The organism is Comamonas sp. 23, assembly GCF_049601575.1.
GTDB classification, from domain to species: Bacteria; Pseudomonadota; Gammaproteobacteria; order Burkholderiales; family Burkholderiaceae_C; genus Comamonas; species Comamonas squillarum.
This window is the reverse complement of sequence record NZ_CP187127.1, coordinates 3113815-3132025: the sequence shown is the minus strand read 5'-3', so window position 1 is coordinate 3132025 and position 18211 is coordinate 3113815. Positions and strand designations below refer to the sequence as shown.

Annotated in this window: 18 protein-coding genes; 8 read left to right on the top strand and 10 right to left on the bottom strand. The window is 64.1% G+C overall.

The features are described from left to right. The first annotated feature begins 118 nt into the window (after window positions 1–118). Both ACPEE1_RS14165 and plsY read left to right on the top strand, forming a co-directional pair. The gene (locus ACPEE1_RS14165) at window positions 119–610 is read left to right on the top strand and encodes an aminoacyl-tRNA deacylase (RefSeq protein WP_116926894.1); all 492 of its coding nucleotides are present in this window, start codon (window positions 119–121) and stop codon (window positions 608–610) included. A 67-nt stretch (window positions 611–677) separates the two neighbouring features. Continuing rightward, on the top strand, window positions 678–1310 hold the full coding sequence (gene plsY / locus ACPEE1_RS14160) for a glycerol-3-phosphate 1-O-acyltransferase PlsY (RefSeq protein ID WP_423933347.1): 633 nt from the start codon (window positions 678–680) through the stop codon (window positions 1308–1310). Between the two features lie 97 nt (window positions 1311–1407). On the opposite strand, the gene ACPEE1_RS14155 is transcribed toward plsY, so the two are convergent. Continuing rightward, entirely contained in the window at window positions 1408–2118 is a 711-nt protein-coding gene (locus tag ACPEE1_RS14155) for a retropepsin-like aspartic protease family protein (protein ID WP_116926892.1), read from the bottom strand. Between the two features lie 273 nt (window positions 2119–2391). Here ACPEE1_RS14155 and ACPEE1_RS14150 point away from each other — a divergent pair, with 273 nt between their 5' ends. Further along, entirely contained in the window at window positions 2392–4533 is a 2142-nt protein-coding gene (locus ACPEE1_RS14150; RefSeq protein WP_423933344.1) for a TonB-dependent receptor, read from the top strand. A gap of 75 nt (window positions 4534–4608) precedes the next feature. Here ACPEE1_RS14150 and ACPEE1_RS14145 read toward each other — a convergent pair whose 3' ends face one another. Next, the gene (locus tag ACPEE1_RS14145; RefSeq protein WP_021026760.1) at window positions 4609–5094 is read right to left on the bottom strand and encodes a YajQ family cyclic di-GMP-binding protein; all 486 of its coding nucleotides are present in this window, start codon (window positions 5092–5094) and stop codon (window positions 4609–4611) included. A gap of 65 nt (window positions 5095–5159) precedes the next feature. Here ACPEE1_RS14145 and murB point away from each other — a divergent pair, with 65 nt between their 5' ends. Continuing rightward, window positions 5160–6260: a UDP-N-acetylmuramate dehydrogenase gene (murB, locus tag ACPEE1_RS14140; RefSeq protein ID WP_116926890.1), complete on the top strand. Its 1101-nt coding sequence runs from the start codon at window positions 5160–5162 to the stop codon at window positions 6258–6260. Window positions 6261–6284: 24 nt separating this feature from the next. Here the strand turns inward: murB and ACPEE1_RS14135 are convergent, their stop codons facing one another. The 6 genes from ACPEE1_RS14135 to ACPEE1_RS14110 form a co-directional block, all read right to left on the bottom strand. Beyond that, window positions 6285–7514 (bottom strand): MFS transporter, encoded by a 1230-nt coding sequence (locus ACPEE1_RS14135; protein WP_423933340.1) that lies wholly within the window; start codon window positions 7512–7514, stop codon window positions 6285–6287. 138 nt (window positions 7515–7652) lie between these two features. Next, entirely contained in the window at window positions 7653–8429 is a 777-nt protein-coding gene (locus tag ACPEE1_RS14130; protein ID WP_021026757.1) for an ABC transporter ATP-binding protein, read from the bottom strand. A 19-nt stretch (window positions 8430–8448) separates the two neighbouring features. Continuing rightward, window positions 8449–9162, bottom strand: a complete 714-nt coding sequence (locus ACPEE1_RS14125; protein WP_116926887.1) for an ABC transporter permease — start codon at window positions 9160–9162, stop codon at window positions 8449–8451. Then, complete coding sequence (locus ACPEE1_RS14120; protein ID WP_116926886.1) at window positions 9159–9845, bottom strand: ABC transporter permease; 687 nt, start codon at window positions 9843–9845, stop codon at window positions 9159–9161. The genes ACPEE1_RS14125 and ACPEE1_RS14120 overlap by 4 nt, the downstream gene beginning before the upstream one ends. Before the next feature lie 211 nt (window positions 9846–10056). After that, window positions 10057–10818 carry a transporter substrate-binding domain-containing protein gene (locus tag ACPEE1_RS14115; protein WP_116926885.1) on the bottom strand — a complete coding sequence of 254 codons (762 nt, stop codon included), beginning with the start codon at window positions 10816–10818 and terminating at the stop codon, window positions 10057–10059. A gap of 281 nt (window positions 10819–11099) precedes the next feature. Beyond that, a complete protein-coding gene (locus ACPEE1_RS14110; protein WP_133248187.1) occupies window positions 11100–11579 on the bottom strand; it encodes a hypothetical protein in 480 nt (159 codons plus the stop codon). A gap of 412 nt (window positions 11580–11991) precedes the next feature. Here ACPEE1_RS14110 and ACPEE1_RS14105 point away from each other — a divergent pair, with 412 nt between their 5' ends. The 3 genes from ACPEE1_RS14105 to ACPEE1_RS14095 all read left to right on the top strand — a co-directional run bounded on the left by ACPEE1_RS14105 (window position 11992) and on the right by ACPEE1_RS14095 (window position 16401). Further along, window positions 11992–13536 carry an acetolactate synthase large subunit gene (locus ACPEE1_RS14105; protein ID WP_116926883.1) on the top strand — a complete coding sequence of 515 codons (1545 nt, stop codon included), beginning with the start codon at window positions 11992–11994 and terminating at the stop codon, window positions 13534–13536. A gap of 49 nt (window positions 13537–13585) precedes the next feature. Continuing rightward, window positions 13586–14023 (top strand): DUF2946 family protein, encoded by a 438-nt coding sequence (locus tag ACPEE1_RS14100; protein WP_423933334.1) that lies wholly within the window; start codon window positions 13586–13588, stop codon window positions 14021–14023. 203 nt (window positions 14024–14226) lie between these two features. Beyond that, entirely contained in the window at window positions 14227–16401 is a 2175-nt protein-coding gene (locus ACPEE1_RS14095; protein WP_423933331.1) for a TonB-dependent copper receptor, read from the top strand. A gap of 57 nt (window positions 16402–16458) precedes the next feature. Here the strand turns inward: ACPEE1_RS14095 and ACPEE1_RS14090 are convergent, their stop codons facing one another. Both ACPEE1_RS14090 and ACPEE1_RS14085 read right to left on the bottom strand, forming a co-directional pair. Next, on the bottom strand, window positions 16459–16929 hold the full coding sequence (locus ACPEE1_RS14090) for a CopD family protein (protein ID WP_116926881.1): 471 nt from the start codon (window positions 16927–16929) through the stop codon (window positions 16459–16461). A 203-nt stretch (window positions 16930–17132) separates the two neighbouring features. Further along, on the bottom strand, window positions 17133–17630 hold the full coding sequence (locus ACPEE1_RS14085) for a flavodoxin family protein (protein ID WP_116926985.1): 498 nt from the start codon (window positions 17628–17630) through the stop codon (window positions 17133–17135). Between the two features lie 120 nt (window positions 17631–17750). Here ACPEE1_RS14085 and ACPEE1_RS14080 point away from each other — a divergent pair, with 120 nt between their 5' ends. Continuing rightward, complete coding sequence (locus ACPEE1_RS14080; protein ID WP_116926880.1) at window positions 17751–18176, top strand: PaaI family thioesterase; 426 nt, start codon at window positions 17751–17753, stop codon at window positions 18174–18176. Window positions 18177–18211: the final 35 nt, after the last annotated feature.

Sequence of the window (18211 nt, the reverse complement as noted above, 5' to 3'; positions counted from 1 at the left end):
GGTGCAAACCAGGGCCTTTGGCGTTGCCAAGGCCGCTATGCTTGGCGGCGCCCTCTACTTATTTTTTCGGGACAATAGGGGCAGATTTTGTGTGGCGCCTGCCGCCACCCCTCCAGCCATGAGCAAAAAAAACCATATCAGCGAAACGCCTGCCACCCAGTTTCTGAAGGCGCACAAGGTGGCGTTTACCGAGCATCCCTACGACTATGTGGAGCATGGCGGCACGTCCGAGTCGGCCCGCCAGCTGGGGCTCGATGAGCATGTCGTCGTCAAAACCCTGGTGATGCAGAACCAGGATGCCAAGCCGCTCATCGTGCTGATGCATGGTGACTGCAAGGTGTCGACCAAGAGCCTGGCGCGCCAGATTGGCGCCAAGAGCGTGGAACCCTGCACGCCCGAGGTGGCCAGCCGCCACAGCGGCTACCTGGTGGGGGGGACCTCACCGTTTGGCCTGCGCAAGGCCATGCCGGTCTATATCCAGGAGACGATTCTGGCGCTGCCGCGTATCGCCATCAACGGCGGGCGGCGTGGTTTTTTGGTGCAGATCGACCCCAAAGCATGCGTGGAGGTGCTCGGTGCCCAGCCGGTGCAATGCGCACTGGCAGAATGATGCCTGTTTTTGACCTAGATATACCAGTGCGCGCCGGCCGCCCAGGCGCGCAGACAAGGGGAGCAATTTGAGTACCGTTTATTCCATCCTGGCCACCATCCTGGCCTACCTCATCGGTTCGCTGTCATTTGCGGTGATCGTCAGCCGCACGATGGGCCTGAGTGACCCGCGCACCTATGGCAGCAAAAACCCGGGTGCCACCAATGTGCTGCGCTCGGGCAGCAAGGCGGCGGCCGTGGTGACCTTGCTGCTGGATGCCGCCAAGGGCTGGCTGCCGGTGGCGCTGGTGGTCTGGTTGGGCAAGCCCTATGGCCTCGAAGAGGGCACTGTCGCCCTGGTGGGAATTGCGGCATTTCTGGGCCACCTCTGGCCGGTGTTCTTCAAGTTTGAAGGCGGCAAGGGCGTGGCCACTGCGCTGGGCGTGCTGCTGGGCTTTAGCGGTTGGCTGGGTCTCTTGCTCTTGCTGGCCTGGGTGGCGGTCGCTGCCATCTGGCGCTATTCGTCGCTGTCGTCGCTGGTGGCGGCGGTGCTGGCGCCGGTGTTCTACATCCTCATCGGCGGCGAGCTCTGGGATTTCCACGCCGAGATCTTTGTCGCGATCCTGGTGATGTCGGCCTTGCTGGTCTACCGCCACAAGCTCAATATCCAGCGCCTGGTCGAAGGCAAGGAATCCAAGCTGGGCCAAAAGAAAAGCAAGTGATGCAACGCGCTGCCCCCGGGCAGACGGCAAAAGGGCTGAATACCGATAGCGGGTTCAGCCCTTTTGTTTTGCCTGCGTTCGGCGCTGTTGTGCGCCGTTATTTGATCCGGTCCAAGGTCATCTGCGGGCCGGCGCGTTTCATCTCAAAGGCATTGAGAAAGCTGTTGCCCAGCAGAACATAGGGCATGTTGGCCGAGGTGACCACGGCATCCACATTGCGCAGCTCCACATCGGAGATGCGCACGCTGCTCAGCTGGAGGTGCCAGCCGTTGCTGACGCCATTGGCCGTGCCCATGCGCACTGCACGGCCCTGTTTGTAGTCAATCCCCAGCTTGAGTGCCTCGCTCATCCCCAGGCTCACCGTGGTTGCACCGGTATCGACCAGAAAGCGCGTGGCCTTGCCGTTGATCATGCCGGCCGTCATGAAGTGCCCGCTGGCATCGGCCGCCAACACAATGCGGCCGGTGTTGCTGACGGGCAGCGCGGCATCGGCCACGCTGACCGGCGACTCGCCCATGCGCAGGCTGTGCAGGGCGCCCGCGATGCTGACCTGTGCCTGCCCATCCTTGACGCTGACCACCTGCACCTGCTGGTAGCTGCTGCCCGCTGCCACGGCCTTGGGCGCCCGGCCATCGATGACCAGCAAGGCCTTGTCCCCCAGGATGCCGGCCAGCGCCACCGAGCGGGGGCCTTCGGCGGCATCTTGTGCATGGACGGCCCAACTGGCGCTGCCGCACAGGGCCAGTGCCAACGCCCAGTGGTGCAGGCGGGTTGGGGCGGGGCAAGGCTTGGGGACTGAAAGCTTCATGGGTCGCGGGGCAGCATGGTGGTGCATACAAACAGGGCGGAGCCGAGTCTAGCGCGGGTCACAGGCAGGTCGGCTGCTTTACATCCTAAAGCATGCGAGTGGCAGCAAAAGCTGCGATTTATTTTTTGACCCAAAGTCTAGCCCGTTGTTTTTTTGAAAAGTAAGCAGCCGCTTAAGGTTAATATATTGCCATTGATAATAGTTATCATTAGCATTCCTGACTCAAATTTACAAGCCGTTTACCAAGCGGAATTATTGTTTCAGGAGTTTTCAATGATCCAAGCCCTTCGCAGCGAGACGCTCGCGCGTACAAGAGGCGAGCGCGCCGGCCTGTCGGTCGCCGCGCTGTTGATGATGGCATCCATGCCAGCCATGGCACAAGAGCACACCTTGCCAACGGTCCAGGTGTCTGCCGACCAGTTCGATCCCGATGATGTGCGCCCCGAAGGCGTGACCACGGCGACCAAGACCTATATGGCGCCCAAGGACATTCCGCAGACCATCGACACCTTGGAAGTCAACAAGTTCAAGAGCTATGGCATCAATGACCTGTCGGTCATGCTCGATGGCGTGCCGGGGGTCAACACCAGCTATGACATGCGTGGCGAGGGCGTGATGATCCGCGGCTTCAATGCCGACAGCGGCGATATCTACCGCGATGGCGTGCGCGAATCCGGCCAGGTGCGCCGCAGCACGGCCAACGTCGAGCGCATCGAGATCCTCAAAGGCCCGGCTTCGGTGCTGTATGGCCGTGGCGCGGGCGGCGGTGTGGTCAACATGGTCAGCAAACAAGCGCGCTTTGATGGCGTCAGCAGCGTGACCTTGCGCGGCGGCTCCTGGGAGAACGTGGGCGGCACCATCGACATCAACCGGGTGATCAGCCCCAATGTGGTCATGCGGCTGACGGCCGACCGCGAGCAGGCGCACAGCTTTCGCAGCGGCATCCGCAACCGCAACGAGATGGTCTCGCCCAGCATCCTGGTGGATACGCGCACGGGCCTGCGCTGGACCGGCCAGTACACCTATGACAATGTCTGGCGCGTGCCGGACCGGGGGCCATCCTACGACCAGATGCCGCCGGGCATGTCCATCCGCCAGGGCTTTGCCCAGCCGGGCGACTTTGTCGAAGACCGCCTGCGCGTGCTGCGCTCGGACCTGTCGTATGAGTTCAACAAGGCCTGGAGTGTGCGCTGGGTGGCCAGCAAGCGCGAGGCCAGCCAGGACTTTGACCACTACTTTGCCGGTACCTATTGCAACCCCCAGGGCCTGACCCCGGCGGGCGCCAAGTGCGCCAACCCCGGCCTGCTGCGCCAAAGCTATGCCTGGCAGCAAACCGAGAACCGCACCACCACCCATACCGTAGACTTGACCGGCAAGCTGGACCTGGCCGGCATGCGCCATGAGCTGCTGCTGGGCGTGGAGCACAGCGAGGAAGAGCGCGCGCCGCGCCTTTTCAGCACCGCCAACAGCAATGGCTATATCGACCCGAACAACCCGGTGTTCGATGCCGTGCGCCCGCCCCAAGGCGCGCCATCGCAGCACAACCTGCACAAGGGCACGGCCCGCGCGCTGTATGTGCAGGACTTGATCAGCCTGAGCGACCAGTGGAAGCTGCTGCTGGGCGCGCGCTACGACAACTTTGACTTCAACAGCACGAACCAGCTGACCCATGCGAGCCGCAGCACCGACGGCAACTCCGTCAGCCCGCGTGCGGGCCTCGTTTGGCAGCCGGTGCGTGAGCACAGCTTGTACGCGTCCTGGAGCCGCAGCTTCTCGCCCTATGGCGGGCGCGGCATTCTGTCGGTGGATACCGGCGCTGGCGCGGTGCTGGATGACGAGCCCCAGCATTCGCAGCAGTTCGAGATGGGGGTCAAGAGCGATTGGCTGGATGGCGCGCTGTCCACGCAGCTGGCCGTCTACCAGCTGGAGCACTACAACATCCGCTACCGCCCCGATCCGGACAACGACCCCTTCACCTGGGCCGTGCGTGGCAAGGAGCGCTCACGCGGTATCGAGTTCAGCGCGGCCGGCCGTGTGGCACCGTTTTGGTATGTGCGCGGCGGCGTCGGCATCATGGCCGCCAAGGTTACCGAGAACAAGGCCAACCCCGCCCTGGAAGGCAACTACCTGGCCAACACCGCGCGCCGCAATGGCAATGTCTTTCTGCGCTATGCGCCTGCGGGCAACTGGTATGCCGAGCTGGGCGTGACCCACACCAGCGCGCGCTACACCAATGACGCCAACACCAGCCGTGTGCCGGGTTACACCCGCTGGGATGGCCTGGTGGGCTGGCGCGCCGCGCCCTGGACCGTCACCCTGGCAGTGTCCAACCTGACCAACAAGGAATACTGGCGGTCCAGCAGCATGCCCGGCACGCCGCGTGGTGCGCTGCTGAGCGCGAACTACCAGTTCTAAACGCCCAGGCGCCATAAAAACAGGCCGCGCTGCAATCCCTGCAGCGCGGCCTGTTTGTTTTTGATCGAGTGCGGATCAGTCGCGGAAGTTATTGAACGACAGTGGCACGTCGGTCACGTCTTTCTTCAAAAGCGCCATTGCCGCTTGCAGGTCGTCACGCTTGGCGCCGGTGATGCGCACAGCATCGCCCTGGATGGCGGCCTGCACCTTCATCTTGCTGTCCTTGATGAGCTTCTGGATCTTCTTGGCCAGCTCCTGCTCGATGCCATTGCGCACCTTGATCACTTGCTTGACCTTGTCGCCGCCGACCTTTTGCACATCGCCCTTGTCCAGAAAGCGCACATCCACATTGCGCTTGGTCAGTTTGTTGCGCAGGATGTCTTCAACCTGCACCAGCTGGAAGTCGGCATCGCCGTACATGATGATCTCTTTGTCCTTGAGCTCGATCCCGGCCGACGTTCCCTTGAAGTCAAAACGGGTGCCAATTTCCTTGGCGGAATTCTCAACAGCGTTTTTCACCTCGACGAAGTCGGCTTCGCAAACCGTGTCAAACGATGGCATAAATACTCTCCTTGCAGGCCAGGCTGAGCGCCTGAGTGGGTCGCGACAAGTGCGACAATCTAGCGATGTTAGTCGAGAAAAATGCCCCGCTGCAGCAATACAACACCTTTGGCATCATGGCGCGGGCCATGAACCTGGTGCGCGTGCAGGCCCCGCAGGATATCCGTGATTTTTTGGCCCAGCCCCCGTTGGGCGCCAGCCGCCAGGTGGTGGTGCTGGGGGGCGGCAGCAATATCGTCATCACCGGCGATGTCGAGCCCACCGTCTTCAAGATGGAGATCATGGGCAAGCGCCTGGTCGAAGAGACCGACAAGCACTACATCATTGAAGTGGGCGCTGGTGAAGTCTGGCACGAGGTCGTGGCCTGGAGCCTGGCCCAGGGCTACCCCGGGCTGGAGAACCTGGCGCTGATCCCGGGCACCGCAGGCGCAGCACCAGTGCAGAACATTGGCGCCTATGGCGTGGAGCTGCAAGACCGCTTTGACTCGCTCGATGCGATCGACCTGAGCAATGGCGAGCATTTCAGCCTGCAGGCGGCGCAGTGCGCGTTTGGCTACCGGGATTCGGTGTTCAAGCATGCGCCGGCCGAGACCATGCCGCTCACCATGATTGCCCGCGCCACCGGCGTGGCCGAGCCCCGGGGCATGGGGCTGGCGGGCCGCGCCGTCATCACCCATGTGCGCCTGCGCCTGGCCAAGGATTGGAAGCCCGAGCTGGGCTACCTGGACCTGGCCCGCAAGCAGGCCGAAAAAGGCATTGCGCAGCCCACGGCCCAGGATATTTTTGACTGGGTGGTGGAGATCCGCCGCGCCAAGCTGCCCGATCCGGCGCAGATCGGCAATGCCGGCAGCTTTTTCAAGAACCCGCAGGTCACCGCCGACCAGTGCGAGGACATCATTGCGCGCGAGCCCAAAATTGTGCACTACCCGATGCTGGACGGCAGCATCAAGCTGGCTGCAGGCTGGATGATCGATGCCTGCGGCTGGCGCGGAAAAAGCATTGGCAAGGCCGGTGTCTATGACCGCCAGGCCCTCGTGCTGGTCAACCTGGGCGAGGGCGAAGGCAGCGTGACCGGCGGCGAGGTGGTGACCTTGGCGCGCGCGATTCAGACCAGTGTCTATGAGCGCTTTGGCATCCAGCTGGAGCCCGAACCGGTCGTCTGGTAGCTGCGCCAGCGCGGGCTAAAGGGCTCAGCGCTTGGCTGGCGGTATCCAGCGCGCCAGCGCAGCCGCCGCGCCCCAGGCCAGCAAGCCGATGCAGGCGATGCCGCTGGCCAGCGACAGGCTGCCTGCCAGAAACGACAGCAGCGCTGGCCCGAGCGATGAGCCCAGGTCGGCCGCCAGGCGCCATAGCCCAAGAAAATGCGCCCGCGCATGGCGCGGCGCGTGGTCGGCCCCCAAGGTCATGATCAGGCCCGAGCCAATGCCATTGCCAAAGCCCAGCGCCATGGCGGCCAGCAGCAAGGTCGTCACGCTGCCCGTCAGCGGCATCAGCAGCATGGCCGCGCCCATCACCAGCATCGACGGCACGGCCACCCAGCGCCGGCCTTTGAGATCCATGAGCTTGCCCGCAGGGTAGAAGACCAGCATATCGATGGCGCCCGCCAGCCCGTAGACCAGCGAGGCGGCAGCGGGTGCCAGGCCAAGATGGTCGGCCCACAGCGGAATCACCACCTGGCGCGAGGCACGCACGGCGCTGACCAGCAGCACGCCCAGGCCCAGCGTGAGAAATAGCCGGTGGTGATCGCGCAGAATGCCGGCGATGGACGGTGCCTCGTTGGGCACCGGCTGGCCCGGCAGCGCGGCGGGCGCCGCGAGATCGGGCACACGCAAGCCAATGGCTGCGGCGCAGAGCACGCCCACGATGCCCACCGCGAACGCGGCATGCAGGCCAAAGGCATGCATGGCCCAGGCGCCGATAAAGGGCCCGATGAACATGCCGATGCGCATCACCCCACCCAATGTGGACAGCGCCCGCGCGCGGTAGGACACCGGCACGGCCTCGCTCAGATAGCTTTGCCGCGCCAGGTTGTAGACCGCCTGCGACATGCCCACCATCAGGCAGCCCAGCGCAAACAGCCACAGCTGCTGGGTGGCCAGGCAGATCGCCATGCCGATGGCGCTCCACAGGCCTGCGGCCACAATCGCCCAGCGCTCGCCCCAGCGGGCGGTTATCAGCGATGCCGGGATATTGCTCAGCAAGGAGCCGATACTGACCAGCCCCACCACCAGCGCCGCCATGGAGACTGAGGCGCCCAGGTCCCGCGCCATCAGCACGATCACCGGCAGCACCGCACCCTCGCCAATGCCAAACAGCAGCGAGGGGCCAAAGGCCGCCACGGCAATGCGGCGCAGCGAGAATTCGGCGCTGCCGTCTGCTACGGAATCCGATACGGGGGGAGGGGAGCTGGGCGTGCCCATGGTCGCGGTAAGGTGGGTATCAATCTGCGCTGGTTGCCTGGGGCGCTGTGTGGATCAGCACCTCAAGCGCAGATTGTGCGCCTGCCCGGCGCTTGGATGGCAGTGATCCTGTCGCGGGCAGAACTCGGCCTGCGCGGCTTATTTGAGGCTGCCCGAGAGGAAGCGTGCCAGGCGTTCACTCTTGGGGTTGGCCAGCACCTCGCGCGGCGGGCCTTGCTCTTCGATCAGGCCCTGGTGCAGGAAGATCACATGGTTGGAGACCTCGCGGGCAAAGCCCATCTCATGCGTCACGACCAGCATGGTGCGGCCTTCCTGGGCGAGCACCTGCATCACACGCAGCACCTCACCGACCAGCTCGGGGTCGAGGGCAGAGGTCGGCTCGTCAAACAGCATCACCTCGGGCTCGACCGCCAGCGCGCGCGCAATGGCCACGCGCTGCTGCTGGCCGCCGCTCATGTGGTTGGGGTAGCTGTCTTCCTTGTTCTCCAGGCCCACCAGCTTGAGGTACTTGCGGGCGCGGGCGACGGCCTCGTCCTTGCTGATGCCCAGCACATGCACCGGCACTTCGATGATGTTCTGCATCACCGTCATGTGCGCCCAGAGGTTGAAGTGCTGGAACACCATCGCCAGCTTGCTGCGCAGGCGCTGGAGCTGCTTGGGGTCCACCGCGTCCAGCGCGCCATTGCGGCCGGTGCGCAGCTGCAGGCTTTCGCCAGCCACGATGATTTGCCCTTGCTGGGGCTGCTCCAGCAGGTTGATGCAGCGCAGAAAGGTGCTCTTGCCCGAGCCGGAGCTGCCGATGATGCTGATCACGTCGCCAGCGCAGGCGTTGAGCGAGACGCCCTTGAGCACCTGGTTGCTGCCATAGCTCTTGTGGATGTCCAGCGCCTGCAGTTTGTAGTTGGATGCGTTCATATCTCGATGCTCGAATGTCTTAGGCCTTGCGGGGGGCCAGATAGCCCAGGAAACGGCGCTCGGCGAGGCGGAAGATGCCAATCAGGATAAAGGTGATGCTCAGGTAGATGGCAGCTGCCGCGATATAGGCTTCAAACGGCAGGTAGTAGTCCGAGTACACCCGGCTGGCAGCGCCGGTCAGGTCCACCAGCGACGGCACGGTCGAGGCCAGGCTGGTCGAATGCAGCATCATCACCACCTCGTTGCTGTAGGCAGGCAGGGTGCGGCGGATGGCGCTGGGCATCACGATGCGGCGCATCAGCTGCCAGCGGCTCATGCCCATCGCGCGGGCCGCTTCCACTTCGCCCTTGTAGGTTTCGCGGATCGAGCCGGCGAGCATCTCGGCGGTGTAGGCCGCGTTGTTCAAGGTGAAGGCGAGGAACGCGCAGAAGAACGGCTCCTTGAAGTAGGTCCAGGGCCAGATCGCATCCCAGCGCGCCTGCACCCATTCGAGCTGCGAGAAGCCGTAGTAGATCAGGTAGACCTGGATCAGCAGCGGCGTGCCGCGCATGAAATAGGTAAAGGCGCCCACCGTTTTGCGCAGCAGCCAGGAGCGGCTGACCAGCGCGAGCGCGCCCAGCAGCGCCAGCACAGCGCCAATGGCCAGGCTGGACAGCAGTAGCTTGAGGGTGGTGACCAGGCCTTCGCCGTACAGCGCAATCGTGTCGGGCTGAAAAATGACGTCCCAGTTCATAGCTGCACCTTTTCGGTTCCCAAGCTGTAGCGGGCATTGAGGCGGCCCAGCGCCCACAGTGATACCGATGTGTAGACGAGGTACAGCGCAGCGGTGAAGAGGAAGAAGATAAAGGGCTCGCGCGCAGCGGCGCTGGCCTGCTTGGCCAGGTAGGTCATGTCTTGCAGGCCGATCAGGCTGACCAGCGCGGTGGCCTTGATCAGCACCAGCCAGTTATTGGTAAAGCCGGGCAGGGCATAGCGCACCATCTGCGGCAGGGTGATGCGAAAGAAGGTCTTGACCGGACTCATGCCGAAGGCCCAGGCCGCTTCCATCTGGCCCTTGGGGATGGCCAGGATCGCGCCCCGGAAGGTTTCGGTCATGTAGGCGCCGTAGATAAAGCCGATCGTGAACGAGCCAGCCACAAAGGGGTTGAGGTCGACCGAGCTTTCGCTGCCCATCTTCTCGAGCAAGGTATTGAGGCCGATGGCGCCGCCGTAGAAGATCAGCAGCATCATCACCAGCTCGGGGATGCCGCGCACGATGGAGGTGTAGACCGTCGCCAGCACCACCAGCGGGCGGCGGCCCGACAGCTTGGCACTGGCGCCCAGCAGCCCCAGCACGGTGGCGATGGCAGCTGATGCCAGTGAGACCGCTACCGTCAGCAGCGAGCCCATCAGGATCGATTGAAAGTAATCACTCATATTTTTTGGCCTTGGGCGCCGGGATCGCGTTGTGCAATCGGGCCCATCGGTGGCCTGGTGTTGCCTTGGGTGGGCGCTGCAAAAAGGCTTGGCACCATGGAATTGCGGCGCGATTCATCCAGTATGAAGACTCTGGAGCAGCGCGCCGCTTGGTGTTAGCCCTGATCGAGGACGCGGGCGGCGCTAGGCGCGCCACCGCATTTTGCAAAGATCAGTTGCCGTAGGGGTCGAAATCGAAGTACTTCTTGGCAATCGTGGCATAAGTGCCATTGCTGCGGATGGTCTTGATCGCTTCGTTGATCTGCTTTTTCAGGTCGCCTTGGTTCTTGCGCAGCGCAATGCCGATGCCATCACCGTAGTACTTGGTCTCGTACTGGTCCGGGCCCTTGTAGCCGTAGTCAGCGCCTTCGGGCTTGCGCAGGAAGCCGCCGTTGACTTCGACCTTGTCAGCCACGGTGCCGTCGAGGCGGCCGGACTTGATGTCCAGGTAGACCTGGTCCTGGGCTTCATAAGGCACGATGGTCGCGCCTGCGGGCTTGAGCTCGCCATTGGCCCACTTCTCTTGGGTCGAGCCCTTGAGCACGCCGATCTTCAGGCCCTTGGCCGAAGCCGGGCCCTTGTATTCCACGCTTTTCTTCAGCACCACGGCGCTGGGCGTCTTGTAGTAGCGGTCGCTGAAATCGACCACGCGGCGGCGCTCGTCGGTCATCGACATGGAGCTGACGATGACGTCGTATTTCTTGGCTTGCAGGCCGGGGATCATGCTGTCCCAGACTTGCTCGACGAACACGCACTTGCGCTTGATCTGCTCGCACACCGCCTTGGCGATGTCCACGTCAAAACCGGTGACTTCGCCTTGGGGCGTCTTGTAGGTAAACGGTTCGTAGGTCGGGTCGACAGCTACTTTCAGGTCTGCAGCAAAAGCAGGGGCGGCGATAGCGGCCACTGCCAGTGCGATCAAGGTTTTACGCATAGTGAATCCTCGGATCCGAATGTTGATAAGGTGGCTAGCATGCTAGTGCTTTTGCTGCCCGCCGTCGGGGTCTGATATCGGCTTGTGGCGACCCGGCGACAGCTCTGCACTGTGCTTTGTGGCAAAGCGGCGAGCTTGTGCGCATTATCACCAGCCTAAACGGCCATTGAGCGCAAAAATCGACGTTGAAGCGTCAATTTTTACGCCCTATCCAGGGAAACACTAATAAGTATGGGTTGTGACGGTCGATTTGATCGTCTATTTTGTCGAAACGTCCGCGCTTACTTCTTCCAGTAGCCTGGGCGAATCAGCAGACTGTGGACGCGGTAGGGCGCCTTTTCCTCAATGCCGATGTCCATCGGCACATAGGCCTTGTCGCACTGCAGCAGGTAGCTGGTGATGTAAGGGGTGGGGCTGGTCATCTGCGCGCCGACCTTGCAGCTGCCCACGCTTTGGTGCACGTCGTTGAACACCTGCTTCATCTGGTCGGCCGTGACCTGCTTGTTGAAGTCTTCGGTGAAAGTCTTGGCATCGGGCACGGCGGCCTTGCCTTCAAAGGCGGCGAGCAGCGCCTGGAAACGCTGGGCCAGCGCCTTTTCAGCAGCAGGGTTGGGCGCAGGGGCCTGGGGCGCTGCCTCGGCTGCGGGCGGCGTGGCTGCCGCTGCTGGGTTGGCCGCTCCCTGGCTGCTTTGGGCTTGGGCCGCCAAAGCGGCGCAGGCCAGTGCGGTGGACAACAGGGCGTGGCGGGACATACGGTGCATGCGGGTTTCCTTGGTGTGGTTTTGCATCGGGCCATCCTAGGCGCAGTGGGCGCGCTGGTGGTAACACTTGGTGTTCAGATGCAGGGGCTAAAAGTGGGGGCGGAGGGCCGTTTTCGGCGCCTGTCTCGCAGCCCAGAACGGGCGAGCCAGGCATCTTCATCGGATGCCGCTCTGCGTGGACCTCTACTGTGGCGCGCGGCCGGCTAAGGTGGGGCCATCCGATGCCGTAAGAGGGCTTGAGAATTGGCCTACATAGTGGGTCGATGCAAAACCGGGCAGACCCTGTGCCCATGCGCTTGTGCGGCACGCGGCCATGGCCCGGCCTGGCCCGCTTTCATCTTGGCGACCCGGTTTTTGCGCTGTTGCGGCTAAGGTGTCGCGCAGTGATAGGCAACCCCATAAGGACATAGAGATGAATGGCGCACACAGTCTGGTCAAGACTTTGCTGGCTGCAGGTGTGGATACCTGCTTTGCGAATCCCGGCACCAGCGAGATGCACTTTGTAGCAGCTTTGGACCAGATCCCCGGCATGCACTGCGTGCTGGGCCTGCAAGAGAACGTGGTCACCGGCATGGCCGATGGCTACTACCGCATCGCCCGCAAGCCCGCCTGCACCTTGCTGCACTGCGGCCCGGGCCTGGCCAATGGCCTGGCCAATTTGCACAATGCGCGCCGCGCGCGCAGCGGCATTGTCAATATCGTGGGCGACCAGGCCACCTACCACCGGCCCTTTGATGCGCCGTTGACGGCCGACACCGATGGCCTGGCGCGCGCCGTATCCGGCTGGGTGCATACCAGCACGCACAGTGCGGACCTGGGCCTGGATGCGGCGATGGCCGTGCGTGCGGCCTCCGCCTTTCCCGGGCAAATCGCCAGCCTGATCTTGCCGGCCAATGTGTCCTGGGACGAGGGCGGTGTGGTGGCGCAGCCGCTGCCCCTGCCTGCGCCGCCCGCAGTGGATGGCCATGCGATCGATGAAGTGGCAAAGCTGCTGCGCCAGGCGGGCGGCAAGGCCTTGATTCTGCTGTCGGGCGCGGCGGTGTTTGCGCCGGCCCAGGCGCTGGTGTGGCGGCTTGCGCAGGCCAGCGGCGCTGCCGTGCTGGCCGAGTACGGCGCTTCGCACCTGCAGCGCGGCCAGGGCCGCATGGCGCTGGAGCGGGTACCCTATGGCATGGAGGCCGCGATCAAGACCCTGGCCCGGTTTGAGCACATCATCTTGGTGGGCGCCAAGCCGCCGGTGGGCTTTTTTGCCTACCCCGGCCTGCCGTCGACCCAGTACCCTTCGAGCGCCCAGCTGCATGTGCTGACGCGCCCCGAGCAGGAGCCGCTGGCCGCGCTGCAAGCCCTGGTCGATGCGCTGCAGGCGCCGCAGGCCGCCATCCCCGATGCGGGCCCCCGGCCCGAGGCAGCGACTGGCGCGCCCACGCCCGAGGGCCTGGCGCGTACCGTGGCCGCGCTGATGCCCGAGGGCGCTATCGTCTCGGACGAGAGCATCTCCTACGGCCGGGGCTTTTACCCGCACACCCATGCCGCGCCGGCGCATGACTGGCTGCACCTGGCTGGCGGCGCGATTGGCGATGGCATGCCGGTGGCGACCGGCGCGGCCATTGGTGCGGGCAAGCAGCGCAGGGTGATCAATCTGCAGGCCGATGGCTCGGCGATGTATTCGCTGCAATCGCTGTGGACGCAGGCGCGTGAGCAGCTGCCTGTCACCACCATCGTGCTGAACAACAGCCGCTACAACATCCTGATTGGCGAATACAAGGGCGTGGGCGCCACGCCGGGCGCCACCGCCATGCAGATGCTGGACCTGGGCAACCCGTCGATTGGCTGGGTGAAGCTGGCCGAAGGCATGGGCGTGGAAGCGGCGCGCGCCACCAGCATGGAGGAGTGCGCCCAGCTGATGCAGGCCAGCTTTGCTAAATCCGGCCCGTTCTTGATTGAACTGATAATTTAATAAATTCTGAACATACAGGTTTGGAAGTCACCTACACTGCTGCCTGACCATGCTCCAACGCCTGCGCAGCCGCCCACGCTTTTCCGCCGTCATCACGGCGGTTTTTGCGTTGCTGCTGCTCGTGGCATCGGTGGCGGGCGTGCAGGTGCGAGTGCTGGCGCAGCCCATTGCTGCGGTGCTGGCGGCCGATGTCTGCAGCGTCAATGCGCCGGCGCTGGATGTGGCGCTGGCCCATGGCGACCACCAGACCTTGGATGATCTGCTGGCCGATGGCAGCGACAGCCATGGCAGCCACAGCGCGCACAGCGCCCATGGCGCTGATTGCGTGCTGTGTATCGCCATGGCGCTGCCACTGGCCTTTGTCGCCGATGTGCACCGGCCAGCGGCCCCTGCCTTCCACGCGCAGTGGCAGGCCCAGGCGGCGCACAACCCCCAGGCGCCGGGCGCACCGCTGCCCGCGCGCGGCCCACCTCCCGTCCTTGTCTAACGCACTTATGCCGCAGTGATGCTGCCGCTGCTCTCCGCGCCCATCGCGCGGGGAGGGCAGCCGCGCAACCTTGCGGCCCATGGGCCTCTTCGTCATGTCTGCTTTAGCCGCCTTCGCTGCGGCCGGCTGGGCATGGCTGCGAGTGCCTCCACCACATTGATGCAAGCCGCTGCGCCCTGCAGCGCTTGCTGCGAGAGACATTGATGACTTCCTTCTTTTTGGCAGCAGCGCCTGGACTGCGCCTGCCTGCCCCGCCACGCGCCCGCTTGCAGCGACCGCAGATGGCGCTATCCGCGCTGGTCTTGGCCACCAGCTCTGCCTGGGCGCAAAGCCCTGCTGCACCATCGCTACCTGCGGCCAGCGTGCCTGAGATCAGCCTGCAGGAGACCGTGGTGACAGCGGTGCATGAACACTCCCCACTGCAGGTGGTGGCCGATCCCAAGCAACCGCGCCAACCGGTGCCGGCGAGCGATGCGGCTGACTATCTCAAGAGCATTCCAGGCTTTGCGGCCATCCGCAGTGGGGGCTCCAACAGCGACCCGGTGTTCCGGGGCCAGTTTGGCTCACGCCTGCCGGTATTGACCAATGGGCAGACCTTGCTGGGTGCATGCCCGGCGCGCATGGATTCGCCCAGTTCCTATATCTCGCCCGAGACTTACGATGTGCTGACGGTGGTCAAAGGCCCGCAGACGGTGATCTGGGGGCCGGGTGCATCGGCCGGAGTGGTGCGCTTTGACCGCGAACGGCCCGAATTGGACAGCGGCCAGGTGCGCCTGTCTGCCAGCCTGCAAGGCGGCACCGCGGCGCGCAGCGACCAGAACATCGACCTGCTGGCCGGCAATGCCGCGTACTACCTGCGCCTCACGGCCAACCATTCGCAAAGCAAGGACTACCGCGACGGCGATGGCCAGCGCGTGCCCTCGCACTGGGACAAATGGAACACCGATGTCGCGCTTGGCTGGACGCCCGATACCAACACCTGGCTGGAGCTGAGCGCGGGCCAAGGCGATGGCGAGGCGCGCTATGGCGGCCGGGGCATGGACGGCACCCAGTTCAAGCGCGAAAGCTATGGGCTGCGGCTGGAGAAAAAGAACCTGGGCGAGCGCTGGACCAAGCTGGAGGCGCAGCTGTACTACCACCGCGCCGACCATGTGATGGACAACTTCAGCCTGCGGCCCTTTGTGCCGGAAGGCGGCATGTCCATGCCGATGGCGGCCAATGTGCGGCGCACCACCACCGGCATGCGGGTCGCAAGCACCTGGCAACTGGGCCCGCACACCGAAGCGGTGCTGGGCGTGGATGCCATGGGCAGCCCGCACGACAGCCGATCGGGCACGGCCATGCAGTCCTACCGCAGCAAGCCCTGGGCGCGGGATGCCAAGTTCAGCAACCAGGGCCTGTTTGCGCAGGCCACGCAGCACCTGGGTAGTGAAGGCAAGCTCGTCGCCGGCCTGCGGCTGGACCGCGCCCAGGCCTGGCGCACCCCCAGCAAAGGCGGTATGGGTGGCATGGATGGGATGGGTGATATGGGTGGTATGGCGGGCATGCAGGCCATGGCGGGCATGGATGGCAGCATGGCCGCCACGGCCAGCAACCACCGCGAGCGCAGCGCCATGCCCAGTGGCTTTCTGCGTTGGGAACGGGCCCGCGCCGATGGCAGCACGCTCTACGCCGGTATCGGCCATGTGCAGCGCTTCCCGGATTACTGGGAGCTGATATCGCCGAGCAACAGCGCAGCCGACAAGGGCGATGCCTTCAACCGCCTGCAGCCGGAGAAAACCACGCAGATCGATGTGGGCGCGAGCTGGAAGGGGGCGGACTGGCAGCTGTGGACCTCGGCCTATGTCGGCCAGGTGCAGGACTATCTGCTGTTTGACTATGCCGGCATGGCCGCCAACGTGCGCAATGTGCAGGCGCGCACCGCTGGTGCCGAGCTTGGTGGCAGCTACCGGCTGAGCCCCGGCCTGACCGCCCAGGCCACCCTGGCCTACAGCTGGGCCCGCAACCGCAGCGATGGCAAGCCGCTGCCGCAGATGCCGCCGCTCGAAGCCAAGCTGGGCCTGGACTATCGGCAAGGCCCCTGGAGCGCGGGCGCGCTGTGGCGCCTGGTTGCCGCGCAGCACCGCTATGCCAGCGGCCAGGGCAATGTCGTGGGCCAGGATCTGGGGCCCAGTGCTGGCTTTGGCGTGCTGTCGCTCAATGCCGGCTACAAGATCAGCGAGCAACTGCGCCTGACGGCCGGCATCGACAATGTCTTTGGCAAGACCTATGCCGAGCACCTGAACCTGGCTGGCAATGCGGGCTTTGGTTTCCCCGGTGGGGTGCGCATCCATGAGCCGGGTCGCACCTTGTGGCTGCGGGGCGACTTGAAGTTCTGAGGCAGGCCTGCGCTGCTGCCAGCCAGGTGCTGGCGGCGGCGCGCAGCTTTGTACCAGTTACAGTGGTACGCGCAAGAAAAGCACAATCACCACGCCCAGCGCCAGGTTCAGCGCGACGAGCTGGCGAATCTGGCCCAGGGCCTTGCCGCCTGCCGGCCAGTCCTGGGCGTTGACGGCGCGGTCCAGGCGCTTGAACAGCGCAAAGCGGATATGGCCAAACACGGCCATCATCGCCAGGCCCAGCACGGCCATCACCATCCAGGAGACGGGCATGCTGAATTTGGCACTGGCCTGCGCGGCCATCTGGTGGACCAGGCCCATCATGCCGATGCCCGACAGCAGCACGGCGGCGATGATGACCAGCACCACGGCAAAAAAGCGCCCCAGCACATCGCGCATCAGCATCAGGCGCTGAGGGGGTTCGAGCTGCTGCAGCGCAGGGCGCAGAAAGAAATGTGCAAAAGCCATGCCGCCCAGCCAGACGATGATGGACAACAGGTGCACGGTTTTGAGAATGATGTAGAGCATCGGGGGGCGCCGTTTAGTTTTGTGTGGGGATGCGCTATGGTACGCGCCAAGCCGCCCCGGCTGGGGATGCGGGCCTGCTTTGAGAGGCGCTAACATAGCCCAGCAAACCGAAGGTTTGCGGTTGAGACGAGGCTTCAAGCCGCAGACAGTACAGACGTACGGCAAGGCTTGAGAACGAAGTATCAAGGGTTATGTCAGTGACTCTAAAAAATACCCATGCTTAAACCTGCTGCCAAGGCTTCGCCCAGCTCGCGGCAGCGCTGCAGATCGTCTGCGCCAATCTGCTTGGTCGCCGCAATGGTCTCGGGCGTTTGGGCATGGGTGCAGACAATCAGCGGCTCGGCAATGGGCTTGAGCCGCCAGCCGGTTGCGATGCGGGCAATCTGCCTTGCCGCGTTGCTGCCATCGCTGCCAGCGCAGATGAGGGCGGCATAAGGCCGGCCCTCAATGCGGCCCAGCGCCGCGTAGTAGCAGCGGTCAAAAAAGTCCTTCATCAGCCCGCTCATCGCAGCCAAATTCTCGGGGCAGACAAACAGGTAGCCGCTGGCGGCCAGCACATTGGCAGGCCCGGCATCGGGCGCGCACAGCAGGCGCACTTGCACACCCGGCTGGCTGGCCGCACCGGCGTGCGCGGCCTCGGCCATCTGGCGGCTGCCATCCGTGTGGCTGTGATAGACGATCAGGAGTTGGGGACTGTCCATGGCTGCAAGCATAGTGGCAAAGGCAGCTGTCATGTGCAGGACGCAGGGCTGCACCATCAGTTGCGCTGCATGCTAGATTGGCTGATCGCTATCGAGGCTTGGCCACAAAGGCATACCACCATGAACGCAGTGTTTGAACGCATCTCCACCAGCTTCCATGCCCAAGGGCTGATGCAGACCCTGGGCGCGAGCCTGCTGTCCGTGCAGCCGGGGGAGGTGCAGATTGCGCTGCCCTACCAAAAGGCGCTGTCGCAGCAGCATGGTTTTTTGCATGCCGGCGCCGTCAGCAGCGTGGTGGACAGCGCGGCAGGCTATGCGGCGCTGACGGTGGCGGCCCAGGGCTATGAGGTGGTCACGGCCGAGTTCAAGATCAACCTGATGCGCCCGGCGATTGGCGAGCGCTTTGTCGCCATTGGCAAGGTGGTGAACGCCGGCAAGCTGCTGACGGTGTGCAGCGGCGAGGTGCTGGCCTATGGCGCAGATGCGGCAGTGCCACCCAAGGTAGTGGCGCTGCTGCAGGCGACGATTGTCAATGTGAAGTACTGATCTGACGCACCAGCAGCCCACCAGGGCTGCTGCAG